At 63.5% G+C, this 17,937-nt stretch carries 18 protein-coding genes; 11 read left to right on the forward strand and 7 right to left on the reverse strand.

Annotation, left to right across the window (positions count from 1 at the left end; translation table 11 throughout):
- Positions 1-6: 6 nt before the first annotated feature.
- Both C4J89_RS11625 and C4J89_RS11630 read right to left on the reverse strand, forming a co-directional pair.
- The gene (locus C4J89_RS11625; protein WP_124414459.1) at positions 7-786 is read right to left on the reverse strand and encodes a TIM barrel protein; all 780 of its coding nucleotides are present in this window, start codon (positions 784-786) and stop codon (positions 7-9) included.
- A complete protein-coding gene (locus C4J89_RS11630) occupies positions 783-1,787 on the reverse strand; it encodes a Gfo/Idh/MocA family oxidoreductase (RefSeq protein ID WP_124362484.1) in 1,005 nt (334 codons plus the stop codon). Before C4J89_RS11630 ends, C4J89_RS11625 begins: the two co-directional genes overlap by 4 nt.
- Positions 1,788-1,970: 183 nt before the next feature.
- Here C4J89_RS11630 and C4J89_RS11635 point away from each other — a divergent pair, with 183 nt between their 5' ends.
- Positions 1,971-3,944, forward strand: coding sequence for a sigma-54-dependent Fis family transcriptional regulator (locus C4J89_RS11635; protein ID WP_124414460.1), 1,974 nt, complete (start codon positions 1,971-1,973; stop codon positions 3,942-3,944).
- A gap of 182 nt (positions 3,945-4,126) precedes the next feature.
- On the opposite strand, the gene C4J89_RS11640 is transcribed toward C4J89_RS11635, so the two are convergent.
- Positions 4,127-5,176: a LacI family DNA-binding transcriptional regulator gene (locus C4J89_RS11640; protein WP_124414461.1), complete on the reverse strand. Its 1,050-nt coding sequence runs from the start codon at positions 5,174-5,176 to the stop codon at positions 4,127-4,129.
- A 162-nt stretch (positions 5,177-5,338) separates the two neighbouring features.
- On the opposite strand from C4J89_RS11640, the gene C4J89_RS11645 reads away from it, so the two are divergent.
- The 4 genes from C4J89_RS11645 to C4J89_RS11660 all read left to right on the forward strand — a co-directional run bounded on the left by C4J89_RS11645 (position 5,339) and on the right by C4J89_RS11660 (position 8,937).
- On the forward strand, positions 5,339-6,424 hold the full coding sequence (locus C4J89_RS11645) for a fatty acid desaturase family protein (RefSeq protein ID WP_124414462.1): 1,086 nt from the start codon (positions 5,339-5,341) through the stop codon (positions 6,422-6,424).
- A gap of 110 nt (positions 6,425-6,534) precedes the next feature.
- A complete protein-coding gene (locus C4J89_RS11650; RefSeq protein WP_053128781.1) occupies positions 6,535-6,855 on the forward strand; it encodes a MocE family 2Fe-2S type ferredoxin in 321 nt (106 codons plus the stop codon).
- A gap of 2 nt (positions 6,856-6,857) precedes the next feature.
- A complete protein-coding gene (locus tag C4J89_RS11655; RefSeq protein ID WP_124414463.1) occupies positions 6,858-8,057 on the forward strand; it encodes an NAD(P)/FAD-dependent oxidoreductase in 1,200 nt (399 codons plus the stop codon).
- Between the two features lies 1 nt (position 8,058).
- A complete protein-coding gene (locus C4J89_RS11660; RefSeq protein WP_256681794.1) occupies positions 8,059-8,937 on the forward strand; it encodes a sugar phosphate isomerase/epimerase in 879 nt (292 codons plus the stop codon).
- Here C4J89_RS11660 and C4J89_RS11665 read toward each other — a convergent pair.
- Positions 8,877-9,749: an undecaprenyl-diphosphate phosphatase gene (locus C4J89_RS11665; protein WP_124362489.1), complete on the reverse strand. Its 873-nt coding sequence runs from the start codon at positions 9,747-9,749 to the stop codon at positions 8,877-8,879. The genes C4J89_RS11660 and C4J89_RS11665 overlap by 61 nt on opposite strands.
- Before the next feature lie 178 nt (positions 9,750-9,927).
- On the opposite strand from C4J89_RS11665, the gene C4J89_RS11670 reads away from it, so the two are divergent.
- Complete coding sequence (locus tag C4J89_RS11670; RefSeq protein ID WP_256681679.1) at positions 9,928-10,434, forward strand: GNAT family N-acetyltransferase; 507 nt, start codon at positions 9,928-9,930, stop codon at positions 10,432-10,434.
- Here C4J89_RS11670 and C4J89_RS11675 read toward each other — a convergent pair.
- Complete coding sequence (locus tag C4J89_RS11675) at positions 10,423-11,385, reverse strand: GlxA family transcriptional regulator (protein WP_124414464.1); 963 nt, start codon at positions 11,383-11,385, stop codon at positions 10,423-10,425. The genes C4J89_RS11670 and C4J89_RS11675 overlap by 12 nt on opposite strands.
- A 173-nt stretch (positions 11,386-11,558) precedes the next feature.
- Here C4J89_RS11675 and C4J89_RS11680 point away from each other — a divergent pair, with 173 nt between their 5' ends.
- The 3 genes from C4J89_RS11680 (at position 11,559) to C4J89_RS11690 (ending at position 14,067) form a co-directional block, all read left to right on the forward strand.
- Positions 11,559-12,188, forward strand: coding sequence for a TetR/AcrR family transcriptional regulator (locus C4J89_RS11680; RefSeq protein ID WP_124414465.1), 630 nt, complete (start codon positions 11,559-11,561; stop codon positions 12,186-12,188).
- The gene (locus C4J89_RS11685) at positions 12,185-12,862 is read left to right on the forward strand and encodes a type 1 glutamine amidotransferase domain-containing protein (RefSeq protein ID WP_124414466.1); all 678 of its coding nucleotides are present in this window, start codon (positions 12,185-12,187) and stop codon (positions 12,860-12,862) included. Before C4J89_RS11680 ends, C4J89_RS11685 begins: the two co-directional genes overlap by 4 nt.
- A 77-nt stretch (positions 12,863-12,939) precedes the next feature.
- Positions 12,940-14,067 (forward strand): alkene reductase, encoded by a 1,128-nt coding sequence (locus C4J89_RS11690; protein ID WP_124414467.1) that lies wholly within the window; start codon positions 12,940-12,942, stop codon positions 14,065-14,067.
- Positions 14,068-14,152: 85 nt separating this feature from the next.
- On the opposite strand, the gene C4J89_RS11695 is transcribed toward C4J89_RS11690, so the two are convergent.
- Together C4J89_RS11695 and C4J89_RS11700 are read right to left on the reverse strand one after the other, a co-directional pair.
- On the reverse strand, positions 14,153-15,151 hold the full coding sequence (locus C4J89_RS11695) for an NAD(P)H-quinone oxidoreductase (protein WP_124414468.1): 999 nt from the start codon (positions 15,149-15,151) through the stop codon (positions 14,153-14,155).
- Positions 15,148-16,377: a YbfB/YjiJ family MFS transporter gene (locus C4J89_RS11700; RefSeq protein ID WP_124414469.1), complete on the reverse strand. Its 1,230-nt coding sequence runs from the start codon at positions 16,375-16,377 to the stop codon at positions 15,148-15,150. Before C4J89_RS11700 ends, C4J89_RS11695 begins: the two co-directional genes overlap by 4 nt.
- A 109-nt stretch (positions 16,378-16,486) precedes the next feature.
- Here C4J89_RS11700 and C4J89_RS11705 point away from each other — a divergent pair, with 109 nt between their 5' ends.
- On the forward strand, positions 16,487-17,362 hold the full coding sequence (locus C4J89_RS11705) for a LysR family transcriptional regulator (RefSeq protein ID WP_124414470.1): 876 nt from the start codon (positions 16,487-16,489) through the stop codon (positions 17,360-17,362).
- Between the two features lie 80 nt (positions 17,363-17,442).
- Positions 17,443-17,829 (forward strand): DoxX family protein, encoded by a 387-nt coding sequence (locus C4J89_RS11710; protein WP_124414471.1) that lies wholly within the window; start codon positions 17,443-17,445, stop codon positions 17,827-17,829.
- Positions 17,830-17,937 lie beyond the last annotated feature (108 nt).

Genomic DNA, 17,937 nt, shown 5'->3' on the forward strand with positions numbered 1-17,937 from the left:
TTGTTGTTATAGGGTGAAGGCTTGGCGAAAACGCTCCAGGGCCGCTTCGCTGTCGCCGCTGGCCCAGGCTTCCAGGCCGACCACGCCGCTGTAGCCGATGGCCTGCAGCGCCCTGGCAATCGCCGGGTAGTGGATTTCGCCGGTGCCAGGCTCCTGGCGCCCGGGCACGTCCGCCACCTGGATTTCGCCGATGGCGCTGCCCGCGCGCTGGATCAATTCGATCAGGTTTCCTTCGCCGATCTGCGCGTGGTAAAGGTCCAGGTTCATTTTCAAATACGGGCTGCCCACGGCTTCGATCAGCGCCAGGGTGTCGTCGGCGCGGGCGAATGGCGTGCCGGGGTGGTCGACCTCGGTGTTGAGGTTTTCCAGCAGGAACACGCGGCCGGCGTCTTGCCCCAGGCGAGCGATTTTCTCCAGCGTCTTGCAGGCACTCAGCCACATGCGCCCGGTGGTCCGGCTGACGGGTTGCACCGGCAGGCCGCCGTCACCCAGGCCGGTGCCGTGCAAATTGAGGCTGGGGCACTTGAGGCGCTCGGCAACACTTAAGGATTCGCGGGCGCTGTCGAGCAAGTGGAGGATACCGTCGGGGTCGGTGAGCGTGCCGCTGATGTAGCCGGTCATCGAGGTGAAGTCCGCGCCCGTCGCGGCCAGGGCGTTGATGTCCTTGTCTGTCCAGTTCCAGATTTCGGCGCTGAAACCCAGGGCATGAATCCGCTTGACCCGCTCGACGAAGGGCAGATCCAGAAACACCATCTCGGCACTCACCGCCAGCTTGAACGGGCTCATAGGCTCACCGCCGTGCCTTGCTCATAGGATTGGATACACGCGCGGGCAATCGCCAGGGCGGCGCGGGCATCTTCCCCGCTGGCCAGGGGCTTGGCGCCGCTTTGCAGGCAGTCGACGAAGTGGTTGAGCTCGGCAATGTAGGCATCGCGCAACAGGTCGGTGTCCAGGCGCTGGGTGTCGGCCTGGATGCCCTGGGCCTGGTAGCGCACCAGGTCGCAGGCCTGCACGCTGCCCATGGTCAGCATGCCGGCGCTGCCGAACACTTCACCGCGCACGTCATAGCCATACACCGCCTGGAAGCTGGCTTCGGCGGTGGCAATCGCGCCGTTATCGAAACGGATCGTGACCACGGCGGTGTCGAGCAAACCCTGGCTTTTGTAGTCCGGGGCGATCAGGGCGTCGGCCATCACCTGCACCTGCACCGCTTCGGCGCCGGGGTTGAGGTAGCGCAGGGTGTCGAAGTCGTGGATCAGGGTTTCCAGGAAAATCACCCATTGCGGTGAGGCGCCAGGGTTGTTCAGCGCCGGGTCGCGGGTCAGGGAGCGCAGCAACTGCGGAGTGCCGATACGGCCTGCGGCGACGTCGAGGTGGGCGGCGCGAAAGCTGTTGGCGAAGCGCCGGTTGAAGCCGACTTGCAGTGGCACTCGGGCATCGGCCGCAGCGGCGATGGCGCGGTCGGCTTCATCGAGGGTGATCGCCATGGGCTTCTCGCAGAAGATGCCCTTGCCGGCACGGGCGGCGCTGATCACCAGTTCGGCATGGCTGCGGGCGGGGGCGGCGATGAGTACGCCGTCGATATCCGGGTCGTCGAGCAGTTGCTGCGGGTCGGTGTACACCTTGGCTACACCCAGCTCTGCCGCCAGACGTGCGGCTTGCCCTGGCGTAGGGTCGGCGATGGCGGCGAGGCAAGCGCCGGGAATGTGCCGGGCGGCGGTCAGGCCGTGGAAGCTGCCCATGCGGCCGGCGCCGATCAAGCCCAGGCGGATGTTTTTTGTATTCATGTATGACCCCTTTTTATTGTTGGCCTCAGGACGGTCCTGGCGGGTAAAGGGGTAAGAGCAAGGGCTGTGCCAAAATCCAAGTGACTGATATTTAACGGTTATAAATAAACACCAAAAAAATAGTGTTCATTTAAATGACATGTCTATGCTGACATGTTGAAAACATGAACATGGACACCGCTTATGAGCATGGCGATCAGTGCGCAAGACCTCGATTACCTGACGGCGCTGGGCCCCGCGGCGCTGAATGACGGCCCGGTCGCAGCCTTGGAGCAGGCGTGGCAGGCCTGCCTGAGCGGCCAGCTGCAGCGCCCGCCCGAGGTGCGTCAGACGATCTGGGATTCCTGGCGGCGCAGCGTCGAGGCCGGCATCGATCCGGCAGACAACGCTTACCGTTTCGTCGCCGCCGACACACTGGCGGCCACCCTGGCCAGCCACCGCGTGCTGATCGCCGCCGCCGCGCAAGTCATGCACGGATTACTGGCGTACAACCCGCGCGGTCATATCAACCTTACCGACGCTGACGGCACCACTTTGTATTTCTGTGGGTTGGACATCACCCCCGTGGGCAGTCGCCTGCTCGAATCGGTGCAGGGCACCAACTGCACCGGCCTGGCGCTGGCCGAAGATCATCTGGTGTATGTGCTGGCCGAAGAAAACTTCGCCGTCGGCCTGCGTCAACGCCGCATGCACTGCGCCGCCGCGCCGATAAAGAATGCCCAGGGCCAGACCCTGGCCATGCTGACGCTGACGGCCGAGCCCGGCTGGTTTCACTTCCATACCCTGGGCACCGTCCAGGCGGCCGCCGAGGCCGTGTCGCGGCAGATGGCGCTGCAAGCGTTGCTGCAAGAGCAGCAAACCGTGCTTGAAGTGCTTAACGAAGGCTTGGTGGTGCTGGATGAACGCGGGTGCATCAAGGCGATCAATCGCTACGCGCGGCAACTGTTCAACGTGGGCCTGGAGCTGCTCGGCAGCCCCTTCAATCGGCTCGCTCGCAGCGAGCTGAGCGACGCCATGCTCCTGCGCGGCGGCGAAAACCTGCGCGATCTGGACTGCACCTTTCACTTGCACGACCGCAGCCAGCTCGCCTGCCTGGTCTCGGTGTGCCCGCTGGAGCAGGGTGGGGTGATCGTGTCGGTGCGTGAAAACCGCCGCATCCGCGAAATCACCCGGCGCATTGTCGGCACCCAGGCCCGCTACACCTTTGAAACCATCCAGGGCACCTCGCGCGCGATCCAGGACGCGCTGCACCTGGGACGCATCGCCAGTCGCAGTGATTCCACCACCTTGATCCTCGGCGAAAGCGGCACCGGCAAAGAGTTATTTGCCCAGGCCATTCATAACGCCAGCGAGCGTTGCACTGGCCCCTTCGTCGCAGTCAACTGCGGCGCGATCCCACGGGACCTGGTGCAAAGCGAATTGTTCGGCCATACCGAAGGCGCCTTCACCGGCTCGGCACGCGGCGGTTCGGCGGGCAAGTTTGAACTGGCCGATGGCGGGACGATTTTCCTCGATGAAATCGGCGACATGGCCTTCGACGCGCAAGTCAGCCTGTTGCGCGTGTTGCAGGAAGGCGAGGTGACCCGCGTGGGCGCGAAGACCTCACGGCCAGTGGATGTGCGCATCATTGCGGCGACCCACCGCAATCTCAGCCAGGCGGTGGCCGAGGGGGCGTTTCGCGAAGACCTTTACTACCGCCTCAACGTGCTGAATATCACCGTGCCGCCCCTGCGTATGCGCCGTGACGATATTCCTCTGCTGGCGCGGCATTTCCTGCAGCGTTGCGCGCGTTCGTTGCGCAAATCGCTGCAAGGATTCTCGCCGGATGCGCTGGCGTTGCTGTCGGCCCATGGCTGGCCGGGCAATGTGCGCGAGCTGGAAAACGCGATTGAGCGGGCGACCAACCTGGCGATGGGCGAGTGGATCGAGCCTGGCGATTTACCCTTGGAGGCCAGGCCGCGCGCCCCGGCCATCCCATATGCCGCGCCAGCCACCCAAGACCTGAGCAGCCACGAGATGCACGCCATCGTCACGGCGCTGAAAAACACCGCTGGCAATATCCGCCTGGCCGCCCGGCAGCTGAACGTTTCCCGTGGCGGGCTGTACAACAAGATGAATCGGTTCGGGTTGAATGCCGGGGATTTTCGCGGCCGGTGAACGGTTACCGATGTGGGAGGGGCGATGAAGCGTACGCCGCCCTCTGTAGGAGCGAGCTTGCTCGCGAAAAACGCCCAGGCAACGCGTTTATTCTGGATAAACGCGGGGGGCCTGAATTTTTCGCGAGCAAGCTCGCTCCTACAAAAAGCTCTGACTGACTGGCATCAGGGCAAGCCCCCTCTTCAGGTGCCCATGTTTTCCGAGGTGACGATGTGCGGCGGGATGTGCACCCGATGCCGCGCCGGATCGAACGCCTCGTCGCTCTGCAGCGCCACCAGCAGGTCCACCAGCGCCACCGCCGTCTGGCGTGGCTGCGAATCCATCACCACATCGATCAACCCTCGGCCCAGGGCCTGGCGCGACAGTTCGGTGGACTCCTGCAAAATGCAGCACAACGCCGGGCGCTTGGGCAGTTGCGCCAAGGCGTTGATCACGCCGTCACCGCCGCCGCCCACCACGCACAGCCCGCGCAAGTCGGTGTGGCGGCTGAGCAGGTCGAGGGTGGCTTCTTCGGTGATGTCGCAGTTGTCCAGATTGATCAGCGGTTCCAAGGGTTTGAGCCCCGGTGCGTGTTCGGCCAGGTAGCTGTGCAAGCCTTCGACCCGCGCCTGGTGGCCGAGAAAACGGTGGCCCCCCAGCAAGATGCCCACGCTGCCTTTACGCGCACCGCAGGTACGCGCCAACAGCCAGCCCATGGTGCGGCCGACGACGTGATTATCCTGGCCCACATAAGGTTCGGCCGCGCGTTCGTGGATGTCCGAGAGCAGCGCCACCACCGGCACGCCGGCTGCGCGGATCTGCGCCAGGCACGCATTGATCAACGGGTGGGCGAAGCTGACCACCGCCAGCGCGTCGCACTGCACGGCCAGTTGCTCGATCTGCGCGACGATGGCGCTGGGTGTGCGGTCAACGATGTACTCGAACTGGCAGCTCAGGTTGGCGCTGGCGTGCTGCTGCGCCGCCGCGCTGATCGACTGGGCCAGGTTGGCATAGAACGCCTGGGCGGTGCCCAGCAGGAGAATGCCGAAACGGTAGGTCGGACGCCGTTCGCGAATACGCTGGCCGATCAGTCGCGCGGCGAAATAACCGACCGCTTCGGCGGCCTGGAATACGTGCTCGGCGGTTTGCGGATTGACCGGTGCGCGAGCGTTCAATACACGGTCGACGGTGGCCACACTGAGGCCCGCGTGGGCGGCAACCGTGGCGATGGTCGGGCGTTTATGGGTATTCATGGCGAGCCCCTTGAGCGTCTTGATAGAAAACTATCAAGCCCCGCTGGGCCTGGATGATAGCTTGATAGGGAATGGATTCAAGCCCTTGAGGCTGATTTGGCCGCGCTCTATGGTTGGTCTCGCAAAGCCCCTGAAACCCCACGCTTGCGGAGAACGATAACAATGCCTGAACACACCGCTCACCGCGCCCGGCGCGATTACAGCCTGACCGGCCCCGAAGCCGCCCGCGCCGCCGAAAAAGGCCTGGTCTCGGCCCGTTGGTACCAATCGCCGATTCCGCGCAAACGCATGAAGGAACTGATGCAGCGCCGTGACGGCCCGGCCCTGGTCGATACGGCCATCTGGTTCACCGCGTTGTTCGTCACAGGCTTTGGCGGCTACTGGTTCTGGGGCTCCTGGGCCTGTGTGCCGTTCTTCCTCGCCTATGGCGTGCTCTACGGCACCGCCTCCAACCCGCGCTGGCACGAAACCGGGCATGGCACGGCGTTCAAGACCCGCTGGATGAATGACGCGCTGTACCCAGTGGCGTGCTTCATGTGCCTGTTCGAACCCCATGTGTGGCGCTGGAGCCATGCCCGGCACCACACCGACACCATCGTCGTCGGCCGCGACCCGGAGATCGTCGAGCCGCGCCCGCCAAGCTTCTGGATGATGTTTCTGAGCCTGTTCAATCTGCCCCTGGCCTGGAAGACCTTCAGTGGCGTGGCCCGCCATGCCATCGGCCGTATGAGTGCCCAGGAGCAGGACTTCATCCCCGAATCCGAATGGCCCAAAGTGTTTCGCGCCGCGCGCATCTGGGTGGGCATTTACGCGTTGATCATCGGCACCGCCTTGTACCTGCACAGCTGGTTGCCGCTGATGCTGGTGGGGCTGCCGAGTCTCTATGGCGCCTGGCTCGGCTACCTGTTCGGCCTCACCCAGCACGTGGGCCTGGCCGAAGATGTGCTCGACCACCGCAGCAACTGCCGCACCATTTACATGAACCGCGTGCTGCGCTTTATCTACATGGACATGAACTACCACCTCGAGCACCACATGTACCCGATGGTGCCGTACCACGCGCTCGAACAACTGCACGAAGAAATCCGCCGCGACTGCCCACCGCCGTATGCCAATCTGTTCGAGGCCTACAAGGAAATCCTGCCAACCCTGTGGAAGCAGCGCAGCGACCCGACCTATTTCGTCCAGCGCCCCACCCATAGTGGCGAGCGAGCTTGCTCGCGCTGGGCTGCGCAGCAGCCCCAATAAACCTGACGCGGTCTTTCAGATAACCCTCAATCGCGATCCTGGGCTGCTTCGCAGCCCAGCGCGAGCAAGCTCGCTCGCCACCAGGAACGTTATTCACTTGGAGAAAAATCATGAACGATCAATGGATCGACGTCTGCGCCGTGGGCGAGATAGACGAAGAAGACGTGCTGCGCTTCGACCACGGGGCACACACCTATGCGGTGTTCCGCTCCGCCGACAATGAGTTTTTCGCCACCGCCGGCCTGTGCACCCACGAGAAAATCCACCTGGCCGACGGCCTGGTCATGGACCATGTGATCGAATGCCCCAAGCACAACGGGCGTTTCGATTACCGCTCCGGCAAGGCCCTAGGCGCGCCGGTCTGTGTCAACCTGAAGACCTACCCGGTACGGGTCGAAGCGGGGCGAGTGTTGCTCGCTGTCACGGCGTGATGATGAGCGCGCCCCTGATTATCGTTGGCGCCGGCCATGCCGGTGGCCGTGCGGCGTTGACCCTGCGCGAGGAGGGTTACGACGGTCGGCTGATCCTGATCGGCGACGAACCGCACGTGCCCTACGAACGACCGCCGCTGTCCAAGGCCCTGTTGCAAGGCAGCCAGGACCTGGCCGGGTGTAGCCTGTGCGACAGCGCGCGGCTGGCCGAGCTGGATATCGAGCATATTGCCGGCAATGCGGTCAGCCAGCTGGCGCCGCAGCAGCATCGGCTGCAACTGGCCGATGGCCGCTGGCTGGACTATGCCGGCGTGCTACTCGCCACTGGCGGCCGTGCGCGGCGTCTGCCTCAGGCCCAGGCCAATGTGCTTTACCTGCGCACCCACGATGAAGCGCTGGCCCTGCGCGTCCAGTTGCGCCCCGGCACCCGGCTGGTGATCGTCGGCGGTGGGTTTATCGGCCTGGAAGTGGCGGCGACTGCGCGAGGCCTGGGCTGCGCGGTGACGGTGCTCGAAGCCGGGCCGCGCCTGGCCGGCAGGGTATTGCCAGCGATCATCAGTGCAGCATTGCTGGATCTGCACCGCGAACAGGGTGTGGACGTGCGCTTGAACGTCACTGTGGAATCCATCCAGGCCGACGCCGTGCAACTGGTGGACGGGCAGACGCTGCCCTGTGACCTAGTGGTGGTCGGCATCGGCATGCAACCCAATATCGAACTGGCGGCAGCGGCCGGGCTGGAGGTAGGGCAGGGCATTCGCGTTGACGTGCACTTGCGTACCAGCGCGGCGAATATCTACGCAGCGGGAGACGTCTGCGAGTTCCGGCTTGGCGGCCTCTATCAGCGTCAGGAAACCTGGCGCAATGCCGAGGCCCAAGGTCGGCATGCCGCGTTGAACCTGCTGGGCCGGGCATTGCCCTTCGACGCCGTGCCGGGTTTCTGGTCCGACCACTATGACTGGGGCTTGCAGACGGTCGGTGTGATGACGCCGGAGGTGGTCAGCCGCGCCTTGCCCCACGGCGGTTTGCTGCTGTTCTACCTCGATGCCGATGGGTATCTGCAAGGCGCCTGCGGCTGGGCGCCGGGCAATAGCGTGGCCAAGGACATCAAGCTGTGTGAACGCCTGATCATCGCCCATGTGCCGTTGCCGTCGGTGGGCCTGGCTGATCCGGCGGTCTCTCTCAAACATTGGTTGCGGGGCTGACATGCGCGAATTTCTGGTATTCCAATCCCTGTGGGCGATGCACACCGAACCCGGCCCGCTCGAGGCGCAACTGGATCGCATCGCCGCCGCCGGTTTCGATGGCGTCACCGATCACTACTGGAAGGCGGCCGAGGTAGCACGCCTGCAAGCGGCCGCCGCCGCACGGGGTTTGCAGATCGAAGGCCAGCTGTTTCCGCAATCGGTGGATGACCTGGCGCGGGCACTGGAGGTGATCAGCCGCTACGGCTGTCATCACCTCACTCTGCAAGCCGACGTGCGCCCGCGTACCCAGGCCGAGGCGGGCCGGTTGATCGACGGCTGGCAACGCCTGGCCGAGCAGGTGGCTTTCCCGATCCTGCTGGAAACCCACCGTTATCGCCTGACCAGTGACCTGTTGTTCACCCTCGACCTGCTGGCGCAAATGCCTGACCTGAAACTGCTGGCGGACCTGTCCCACTACGTGGTCGGTGGCGAATTGCCCGAACCTGGCGCCGCCGACGACGATGAACAGATACGCACGATTCTGCACCATAGCTGGGGCTTTCATGGGCGCGTAGCCAGCAGTGAACAGGTGCAGGTCGCGCTGGATTTCCCCCAGCATCGAGCCTGGGTAGAACGCTTTCTCGGCTGGTGGCGCTACGGAATCGAGGACTGGTTGGCCCGCCCGAACACCCCCCAAAGCCTGTCCTTCACCTGCGAACTCGGCCCGCCGCCCTATGCGATCACCGGCGCGGATGGCCGGGAACTCAGTGATCGCTGGGCTGAGGCGCTCACCATGAAAACCCTGGTTCGCAACCTATGGAAGCAGTGCCTGGACGATCAACTCAGCAGCCCGGTGCTGACCGCCCCAATCAAAAACACCCCCAGCAGCGCGCGGTAGATCACGAACGGCCAGGTGGAGAAGCGTTCCAGAAACTTCATCAGGCCCCAGATCGCGAAAAACGCCGAGATGCTCGCCACCACCAGGCCGAAGAGCAAGTGCGGCCAGGCGTGGGCGGGCAGGTCGGCGTGCAGCAGCACCCACAGTTCTTTCAGGCCGGCGAGGGCGATGGCGGGCAGGCCCAGCAAGAACGAAAAGCGTGCCGCTTCTTCGCGTTTGAAATTCAGGAACAGCGCGGCGGTCAAGGTCGAGCCCGAGCGCGAGACCCCGGGAATCAACGCGCCGATCTGGGCGATGCCGACGATCAACGCATCACGCAAGCGCATTTCGCTCACCTCGCGGGTGTGACGGGCGCGCAGTTCGGCTGCCGCCAGTAATATCGCCATCACCACACAGGCAATACCGATCACCATCAGCCCGCGCAGCGGCGAGTTGCAGGTATTCAAGGTTGACGACAGCGCCAGGCCGGCGATGCAGATCGGGATGGTCGCCAGCACAATCGCCACCGCCAGCTTGAACCAGCGGTCGTTGTAGTCACCCCGGCGTACGGCACTGATGCTGCCCGTGGTCACTTGCTGCACATCGCGCCAGAAGTAGCTCACCACCGCCGCCAGCGCCGCCAACTGCATCGCTGCGGAAAACGCCGAGCCAGGGTCTTGCCAGCCAAGCAGTGCCGGCACCACGCGCATGTGCGCGGTGGACGACACCGGCAGCAATTCGGTAATGCCCTGGATCACACCCAGGATAAAAATCTGCAGGTAATCCAGGGAGGCAAACCCCACATCCAGGCCGGCGGAGCAGACGTTAGTCAAAATACGTGTCCTTGAAAAAAGGGAGAGCCGGCGAAGTTTATTCTAAATGTTTCTGGATTTCGGCCAGGGGCCAGGGCTATTTGCAATCGGTTCAGCCAATAGAAAGGTTGGGCAATGTATTGGCCTTGCCAGCCGATTTGTGAACAATGGCGCCCTGCGTTTTTTCACCGAGAGCCCCATGCCTGAAACCACTGTCGAATTGATCCAGACCGGCCCTGAACACGCCGAGCTGATCCGCAATCTCTACCAGTACTACGCCTATGAGTCTTCAGATTGGGAGCAGGAAGATGTCGAGGCCGATGGCCGTTTCTACATCCACGACGAGCACCTGGCCCGCTATTGGCATGACCCGCAGTGGAGCGCCAATCTGTTATTGGTCGACGGCTATGTGGCCGGCTTCCTGCTGATCGAAGGCAGCGAACTGCCAGGCATCGATGCCCTGGAGCTGGCCGACCTGTTCATCCTCAAGCGCTACCGCCGCAAAGGCATCGGCCGCGCCATCGCCACCCAAGTGCTGTGCAGCGGCGAGGCCAATTGGCTGGTGCGGTTTTATGACCAGGACGAAGTGTCCCAGGCGTTCTGGCGCACGGTGCTGGATAACCTGCCGCGCCCGGTGCAAACCCTCGAACTCGAGGATGAGCCGCACTTGATCAGCTACCTGGTGACCCACGCTTCACTGCATTGAGCGGCCATGGGCCTGGGCGGGGCTGAACAACACCTGCTGCATCGCTTGCGGCGGTTGCCCGAAGGCTCGCAGGAACGCCTGGCGCATGCGCTCGCGATCACCAAAGCCGGTCTCGCGGGCTACCACTTCGACCGGGTGGCGGCTGGTTTCCATCATCGCCCGCGCCGCCTCCACGCGCAGCGCCTCGATGGCCTTGGCCGGCGTTTGCCCGGTTTCTTCGCGAAACACCCGGCTGAACTGGCGCGGGCTGAGACGGGCGACATCGGCCAGGGCGTCCACCGACAGGTCGTGGGTGAGGTTTTCGCGGGCGTAGGCCAGGGCCAGTTGTACACGGTCGGACTTGGGGTCCAGTTCCAGCAGGGCCGACAGTTGCGACTGTTCACTGCCGCGCCGTTGTGCGATCACCAGCTTGCGCGCAATGCGCCGGGCCAGGTCGCTGCCCAGGTCGTTTTCGACCATGGCCAGCGCCAGATCGACCCCGGCGCTCATGCCGGCGCCGGTCCATACCTGGCCGTCCACCACGAATAACTTGTCTTCTTCCAGGCAAATATCCGGGTAGCGCTTGCGAAACGCCGGTGCGTGGATCCAGTGAGTGGTGGTGCGCTTGCCTTCGAGCAACCCGGCTTCGGCCAGCACGAAAATACCCATGCACAATGAGGCCACGCGGCGCGATTGCGCGGAGGCGGCCTTGACCATCTCCAACAGATTGGCTTCCGGCAGGCGAAACTCCAGGTAGCCGCTGACGATCAGCGTGTCGTAACCCTGCGGCCTAATCGGCGCGGTGTTCACCGAAAAACCCTGGGACGTCATCACCGCGCCGCCGCTTTCCGATACCAGGTGAAACTCATACGCCGGCTCGCCCCGCAGCAGGTTGGCGCACTCGAACACCGAGCCCAGGCTGAGGCTCAAGGACTGGAAATTCGGGTAAACCATCAACGCAACGCTGTGCATCGGCATTCTCCAAGGGGCGCGGGAGAGGCGATTGTCGGCGCGTGCCAGGTAAACGGCAACTGGCTTTGGCCGATGGCCGGAATCCTTGCGCATATGACATTGTGAGCCTGCGCCTGCGGCCCTAACATTCCTCCAACGAACTAGACGACTGGTCTAATCGGCAGGGGCGAAGCATGAACAGCGAAACCAGAAGTGCACGGCAGACCATTCTTGAAAGTGCGCAAGCGATTGTGGGCAGCAAGGGATTTTCCGCGGTGGGATTGAACGAAATACTTCAAGCCGCCGACGTGCCCAAGGGTTCGTTCTATCACTACTTCAGCTCCAAGGACGCCTTCGGTGTGGTGTTGCTCGATACGTATTTCGACAACTACGTGCTCGGCATGCAGCAGTTGTTCAGCCAGGCGGACCTGTCTGCGTACGCCAAGCTGATGCGCTACTGGCAGGCCTGGATCGACAACCACACCGGCTGCACCGACGCCGGCAAATGCCTGGCCGTCAAACTCGGCGCCGAAGTGTCTGACCTGTCAGAGCCGATGCGCCTGGCGTTGCAACGCGGCACTTCACGCACCATCGAGCTGCTCGCCACGGAGTTGCAGCACGGTGTGCAAGACGGCTCGCTGATGATCGGGCAACCCCCCGAAAGCCTGGCCCGACGCCTGTATGCGTTGTGGCTGGGAACCAGCGTCATGGGCAAGATTACCCGTACCACCGCGCCGTTCGATGAGGCGCTGGGGCTGACCCGACAGTTGTTGGGCCACCCCGAAAACCCTGTTAATCACAACGATCGAGGCACTGGAAAATGAAAGTATTAATGGTACTGACCTCTCACGACCAGCTTGGCGATACCGGCCGCAAGACCGGCTTCTGGCTCGAAGAGTTTGCCGCTCCCTATTACGCGTTCAAGGACGCCGGTGCCGATGTAGTGCTGGCATCGCCCGCCGGTGGCCAGCCGCCGCTGGACCCGGTCAGCGATCAGCCGGACTTCCAGACCGACCAAACCCGACGCTTCGCCGCCGACCCGGCCGCGCAACAGGCCTTGGCCACCACGGTGAAACTGGACGCGGTCAACGCCGATGACTTCGACACCGTGTTCTACCCAGGTGGCCACGGCCCGCTGTGGGACCTGGCCGAGTCGCCGGTTTCCATCGCGCTGATCGAGTCGTTCGAGCGTGCCGGCAAGCCTGTCGGGTTTGTCTGCCATGCACCGGGCGCCTTGCGTCACGTCAAGGCGGTCAACGGCGAGCCATTGATCAAAGGCCGTCGCGTCACCGGGTTCTCCAACTCCGAAGAGGCGGCGGTGGGATTGACCGAGGTGGTGCCCTTCCTGATTGAAGATGAATTCAAGAAGCTGGGTGGCAACTATGAGAAGGGCGCTGATTGGCAGTCTTTCGTGATCGTCGATGGCTTGCTGGTGACGGGGCAGAACCCCGGCAGCTCCAGCGAAGTAGCCAAGGCGCTGCTCAAACTCACCGCTTAATTTTAATAACCGATTGATGCGTTGGCGGCTCGCGAGAGCCGCCAGTGTTTTCGTTCGTCCTGAATTTGGAATATCCCATGGCTCATCCATTGAACACCCCAGTAAAACTGGGACATCACACCTTGAACAACCGCATCGTGTTGCCGCCCCTGACGCGCCAGCGCAGCGCCCAACCCGGCGATATCGCCACCGACTTGATGGCCCGCTACTACCGTCAACGCGCCAGCGCCGGCTTCATGGTCAGCGAGGGCACCCAGATCGAACCGCGTGGCCAGGGTTACGCGTGGACGCCGGGGATCTACACGCCGGCGCAGATCGACGGCTGGCGCAAGGTCACCGAGGCGGTGCATGCCGAGGGCGGGGTGATCTTCGCCCAGTTGTGGCATGTGGGCCGCGTGTCCCATAACGCCTTGCAACCCGAGGGCGCCGCGCCGGTCGCACCGTCGGCGATCCAGGCCGTGCAAGCGAAGGCATTTATCGAAACCGCGCCGGGTGTCGGCGAGCTGAAACAGCCCCCGGTACCCCGTGCTCTGACGGTGCTGGAGATCGAGGAACTGGTCGGCCACTACGCACAGGCGGCGCGCAATGCGTTGGACTCAGGCTTCGACGGGGTGGAGATTCATGCGGCCAACGGCTACCTGGTCAACCAGTTCATCTCGGCCCATTCGAACCAGCGTGAGGATGAATACGGCGGCTCACTGGACAACCGTCTGCGCTTTCTGCGCGAGATCGTCGAAGCTGTCTGCCGCGTAGTGGGTCCGGAACGTGTGGGCGTGCGCTTTTCGCCTTTGTTCAGCGGCACTGACCAAGATCGCGTGTACATCGGCCTGGTGGAAGAAGACCCGCACCACACCTACATCGAAGCGATCAAAGTGCTGGAGCAGTCGGGTATCGCTTACGTCTCCATTGCCGAAGCCGACTGGGACAATGCCCCTGTGCTGCCGCACAGCTTCCGCCAGGCCGTGCGCAGCACCTTCAGCGGGCGCATCATTTACGCCGGCCGTTACACCGCTGAGCGCGGCGCGCAACTGGTGCAAGCGGGGCTGGCGGACCTGATTGCGTTCGGGCGGCCGTTCATTGCCAACCCGGATCTGCCGCAGCGGATTTTCAATGGCTGGCCGTTGAATGTGTTGAAGGCTGAAGGGCTGTATGGCGGGACTGAGGCGGGGTATGTCGATTATCCGGAATATGCCCAACAAAACTGAGCGCAAACGCTACCCCTGTGAAGGATTGAGGAGGGCTTCGCCCTCCAGCGGGAGCAAGCTCCCTCGCCACAGGGGCAGGCGTGTTTTATTCGACGCGCAACACAATCTTGCCGATATGATCGCCACCTTCCATCCGCGCGTGCGCCTGGGCGGCGTCGGTGTATTCATACACCTTATCGATGATCGGCAGGCAGCGCCCTTGGCTCAGCACCGGCCAGATATGTTCACGCAACTGCTCGGCAATCGCGGCCTTTTCTTCGCGAGTGCGAGCGCGCAGTAGCGAACCGGTGATCACCGCGCGTTTGCCGAGAATGGTCAATAGGTCCACATCATTGGCCTTGCCGCCACCGAGAAAGCCCAGCATCACCAAGTGGCCGTCCATGCCCAGGGCCTTGAGGTTGTTGTTGAGGTAGGAGGCACCCATGATGTCGAGGATCACATCGACGCCCTGGCCGGCGGTTTTCTCGGCGATGACCTCGGCAAAGTCTTCCTCGCGATAATTGATCGGCTGCGCGCCGAGCTTGGCAATTGCCGCGCATTTGTCGGCGCTGCCGGCGGTGGCGAAGGCCTGGATACCGAATTCCTGGCAGAGCATCAAGGCGGTGGTGCCGATGCCGCTGGTGCCGCCGTGGATCAAGGCGCGTTCGCCGCTGCAGGCGCCGCCCAGACCGAACAGGTTGGCCCAGACGGTGAAGAAGGTTTCCGGCACGGCAGCGGCCTGAATCCAGTCCATGCCTTCGGGAATCGGCAGCGCCTGGCTGGCCGGTACCGCGCAGAACTGCGCATAGCCGCCGCCATTGGTCAGGGCGCAGACCTTATCGCCGAGCGCGAATTGATCCACGCCTTCACCCAGCGCCACCACTTCACCGGCCACTTCCAGGCCGGGAATCGGGCTCATGCCGGGTTTCATCGGGTACTTGCCGGCCCGCTGCAAGGCGTCGGGGCGGTTGACCCCGGCCGCATGCACGCGAATCAGGATCTCGCCCGGGCCGGCCACCGGTACGTCTGCACGTCGCGGTTGCAGCACTTCGGGGCCGCCGGGGGCGGTGATTTCGATCAGGGTCATTTCTTGAGGCAGGGTCATGAAGGGGTTCCTGTGACGATGAGCGTATGGGTTGGGACCGTGGCGAGCGGTCGACGGTTCAGCCAGATCATGCCCGCTTCCAGCAACAGTGCAACCACAATGGCGCCAGCCGCGATCAGGAACAACAGCCCATGCTGGCCGCCACTGCCGTTGAACAGCGCCGAGTAGGCAAAGCCGGCGAGCGCCTGGAAGGTAGCAAAAGACACTGTCGCCCGGCTCCAGGCTATTTGCTGCGAGTGATGCTCGGGGATCAGTTCGTGGATTCGCGCCAGCGCCAGCGGCACAATGCCTGGCGGGAACGAGCCGAGGATCAGCGCCAACACGGCAAGGGCCACGAATGAGCTGGAGACCGCCAGCGAGCCCAATGCAATCGCCTGTATCACCAGCACGACGCGAATACTCAAGCGGGCACCGAGGGTGTCGGCAAGAAATCCGTAGGTTACCGGCCCGACGATGGCGCCCAGGCCATACATCACCCAGATCATCGCCCCGACATGCGCCCCGGCACCCAGGCCGCGTGCCACGTAATCCACCAAGAACACCATGGCCGGCACCAGGCCCGCCGCCATGAAAGCGTATTGCGCGAACAGCAGGTACACCGCTGCCGGTGTCGGCGTTTTAGCCGTTGGCGGCGTTGCCTCCTGCAGCGTGCCGTTGGGCCAGGCGAACCAACTGGCGGCGGTCAGCACCAGGGCCAGCAGGCCCAGGCCGAACCAGGTCTGTTGCAGGCCCAGATTCAACAACGGCGGCACGATTGTGCCGGAGCCGGCGATGCCCAAGCCGATGCCGAGGAAGATCGCACCACTGGCCACGCCACGGCGCGGGGCCGGAACATGCGGCAGCACGGTCGCCGCCACCAACACCATGATCGCGCCGCCGGCGATGCCCGACAGCAAGCGCCAGGCGAAGAACCACAGCACCGACAACGGATAGCCACAGGCGAAAAACGCCAGGGTCACTGCCACCATCATCAGGCGCAGCGCCGTTTTGTTGGAAGTCGCTCGGGCGATGGGCCGCCCGATCAGCGCGCCCACCAGGTAACCCACCAGGTTCGCGGCGCCGAGGTAGACCACGTCGCTGGCGGAAAACCACTGGGCCTGGATCAGCGAGGGGATCAACGGCGTATAGGCAAAGCGCGCCAGGCCGATGCTGACCAGGCTGGCGCAGAGCCCGGCGAAGATCGGTAACCAGACGGCGTTTCGGGATGAAGCCTGTGTGTGCAGCATGATGGCGGTCCTGGATATTTTTCTGTGGCGGCCAGCATAGCCAGGTTTGCTGATGCAATAATGCAGCGAATTTGCGGCGCGTTGATGCGTTTATGCAGTGGGGGTAGTGATGAATTGGGACGATGCGCGAGTGTTCCTCGCGGTATGCCGGGAAACCACATTACGTGGCGCGGCTCGGGTGCTGGGCGTGGACCAGGCCACGGTCGGGCGGCGGATCAACGCCTTGGAAAAATCCCTCGGCGCGACGTTGTTCCTGCGCACTTCCGAGGGCTATGCCTTGACCGCCGTCGGCGAAGCCGCGTTGCTTTCGGTGGAAAAAATGGAGCGTTCGGCCCTGGAGTTGCAGCGCCAGATACAAGGGCTGGATGAGCGTCTCACCGGCACCGTGCGCGTCAGCACCACCGACTCGTTGGCCATCGACTTCCTGATCCCGGCCATCGCGCGTCTGCATGAGCAGCACCCGGACGTGCGCGTGCAGTTGGACGCCTCGACCCAGTTCCTCAGCCTGGCCAAGCGTGAAACCGATATCGCCGTGCGTAACATCCGCCCGGACAACCCGGACCTGATCGCCCGGCGCATCGCCCGCTGGCCGGTGGGGCTGTTCGCGGCGCAGTCCTATATCGATCGCCACGGCGTGCCGGAACCCGGCAGCCTGTTCGAAGGCCATGACCTGGTGGTGTATCAACCCTACCTGCAAAGCCAGAAAGACTTGACGCTGGTCTGCGAACCGTTGGGGCGCGGGCGGATTGTGGCAGCGTTGAGCTCCAGCCTGCTGGTACGCCGCGCAATTGCCGCTGGCATCGGCATCGGCGAGATCCCGGTGTACACCGGCGAACGCGACGGTCTGGTCCGCCTGTGGCCGCAGCGCACGCGACCGTTGCCCTATGACGTCTGGCTGGTAACCCACGCCGACCTGCGTCATACCGCACGGGTGCGGGTGGTGATCGATGAAATCGTTGCGGGTTTTTCAGTGTCACCGGTCTAAGGTCAGCACACGCCTGCAAGCCCATCGTCGCGGCCAGGGCCACACTGGCGGTCGGTCATTTCGACGGACACAGGTGGCATATGAACGAAACCAAGAAACAAGATATCGGGCTGTTGTTCCTGCGGGTCAGCGGGGCGCTGTTTTTGCTGTGGGTGCATGGATTGCCGAAACTGCTCAACTACAGCGACCAGTTGAAGCTGATCGAAGACCCGTTTCACCTGGGCGCGCCGCTCACCTTGCTGCTGGCCATATTTGCCGAGGTGCTGTGCCCGCTGCTGATCATCGCGGGGGTGTGGACGCGCTTGGCATGCCTGCCGATCCTGGCGGTGCTGGTGATCGCGCTGCTGGTGGTGCATCCGGAATGGACGCTGTTCGAAGGGCAGTTTGGCTGGCTGTTGATGATTATCTTCACCAGCATCCTGATTGCGGGGTCGGGGAGTCTGAGACTGGGGCAGCGACTTGCCTGAATAGTAAAGGTGATTCAACTGTGGGAGGGGGCTTGCTCCCGATAGCGGTGGGTCAGTTATCAGTACGCTGACTGAACCACCGCTATCGGGAGCAAGCCCCCTCCCACA

Source organism: Pseudomonas sp. R4-35-07 (assembly GCF_003852235.1).
Classification (GTDB): Bacteria; Pseudomonadota; Gammaproteobacteria; order Pseudomonadales; family Pseudomonadaceae; genus Aquipseudomonas.

What these genes read in the sequence shown, in the direction of transcription:
- C4J89_RS11625 (WP_124414459.1), bottom strand. Translation starts at nt 786, where the DNA reads ATGAGCCCGTTCAAGCTGGCGGTGAGTGCCGAGATGGTGTTTCTGGAT.
- C4J89_RS11630 (WP_124362484.1), bottom strand. Translation starts at nt 1,787, where the DNA reads ATGAATACAAAAAACATCCGCCTGGGCTTGATCGGCGCCGGCCGCATG.
- C4J89_RS11635 (WP_124414460.1), top strand. Translation starts at nt 1,971, where the DNA reads ATGAGCATGGCGATCAGTGCGCAAGACCTCGATTACCTGACGGCGCTG.
- C4J89_RS11640 (WP_124414461.1), bottom strand. Translation starts at nt 5,176, where the DNA reads ATGAATACCCATAAACGCCCGACCATCGCCACGGTTGCCGCCCACGCG.
- C4J89_RS11645 (WP_124414462.1), top strand. Translation starts at nt 5,339, where the DNA reads ATGCCTGAACACACCGCTCACCGCGCCCGGCGCGATTACAGCCTGACC.
- C4J89_RS11650 (WP_053128781.1), top strand. Translation starts at nt 6,535, where the DNA reads ATGAACGATCAATGGATCGACGTCTGCGCCGTGGGCGAGATAGACGAA.
- C4J89_RS11655 (WP_124414463.1), top strand. Translation starts at nt 6,858, where the DNA reads ATGAGCGCGCCCCTGATTATCGTTGGCGCCGGCCATGCCGGTGGCCGT.
- C4J89_RS11660 (WP_256681794.1), top strand. Translation starts at nt 8,059, where the DNA reads ATGCGCGAATTTCTGGTATTCCAATCCCTGTGGGCGATGCACACCGAA.
- C4J89_RS11670 (WP_256681679.1), top strand. Translation starts at nt 9,928, where the DNA reads ATGCCTGAAACCACTGTCGAATTGATCCAGACCGGCCCTGAACACGCC.
- C4J89_RS11675 (WP_124414464.1), bottom strand. Translation starts at nt 11,385, where the DNA reads ATGCACAGCGTTGCGTTGATGGTTTACCCGAATTTCCAGTCCTTGAGC.
- C4J89_RS11680 (WP_124414465.1), top strand. Translation starts at nt 11,559, where the DNA reads ATGAACAGCGAAACCAGAAGTGCACGGCAGACCATTCTTGAAAGTGCG.
- C4J89_RS11685 (WP_124414466.1), top strand. Translation starts at nt 12,185, where the DNA reads ATGAAAGTATTAATGGTACTGACCTCTCACGACCAGCTTGGCGATACC.
- C4J89_RS11690 (WP_124414467.1), top strand. Translation starts at nt 12,940, where the DNA reads ATGGCTCATCCATTGAACACCCCAGTAAAACTGGGACATCACACCTTG.
- C4J89_RS11695 (WP_124414468.1), bottom strand. Translation starts at nt 15,151, where the DNA reads ATGACCCTGCCTCAAGAAATGACCCTGATCGAAATCACCGCCCCCGGC.
- C4J89_RS11700 (WP_124414469.1), bottom strand. Translation starts at nt 16,377, where the DNA reads ATGCTGCACACACAGGCTTCATCCCGAAACGCCGTCTGGTTACCGATC.
- C4J89_RS11705 (WP_124414470.1), top strand. Translation starts at nt 16,487, where the DNA reads ATGAATTGGGACGATGCGCGAGTGTTCCTCGCGGTATGCCGGGAAACC.
- C4J89_RS11710 (WP_124414471.1), top strand. Translation starts at nt 17,443, where the DNA reads ATGAACGAAACCAAGAAACAAGATATCGGGCTGTTGTTCCTGCGGGTC.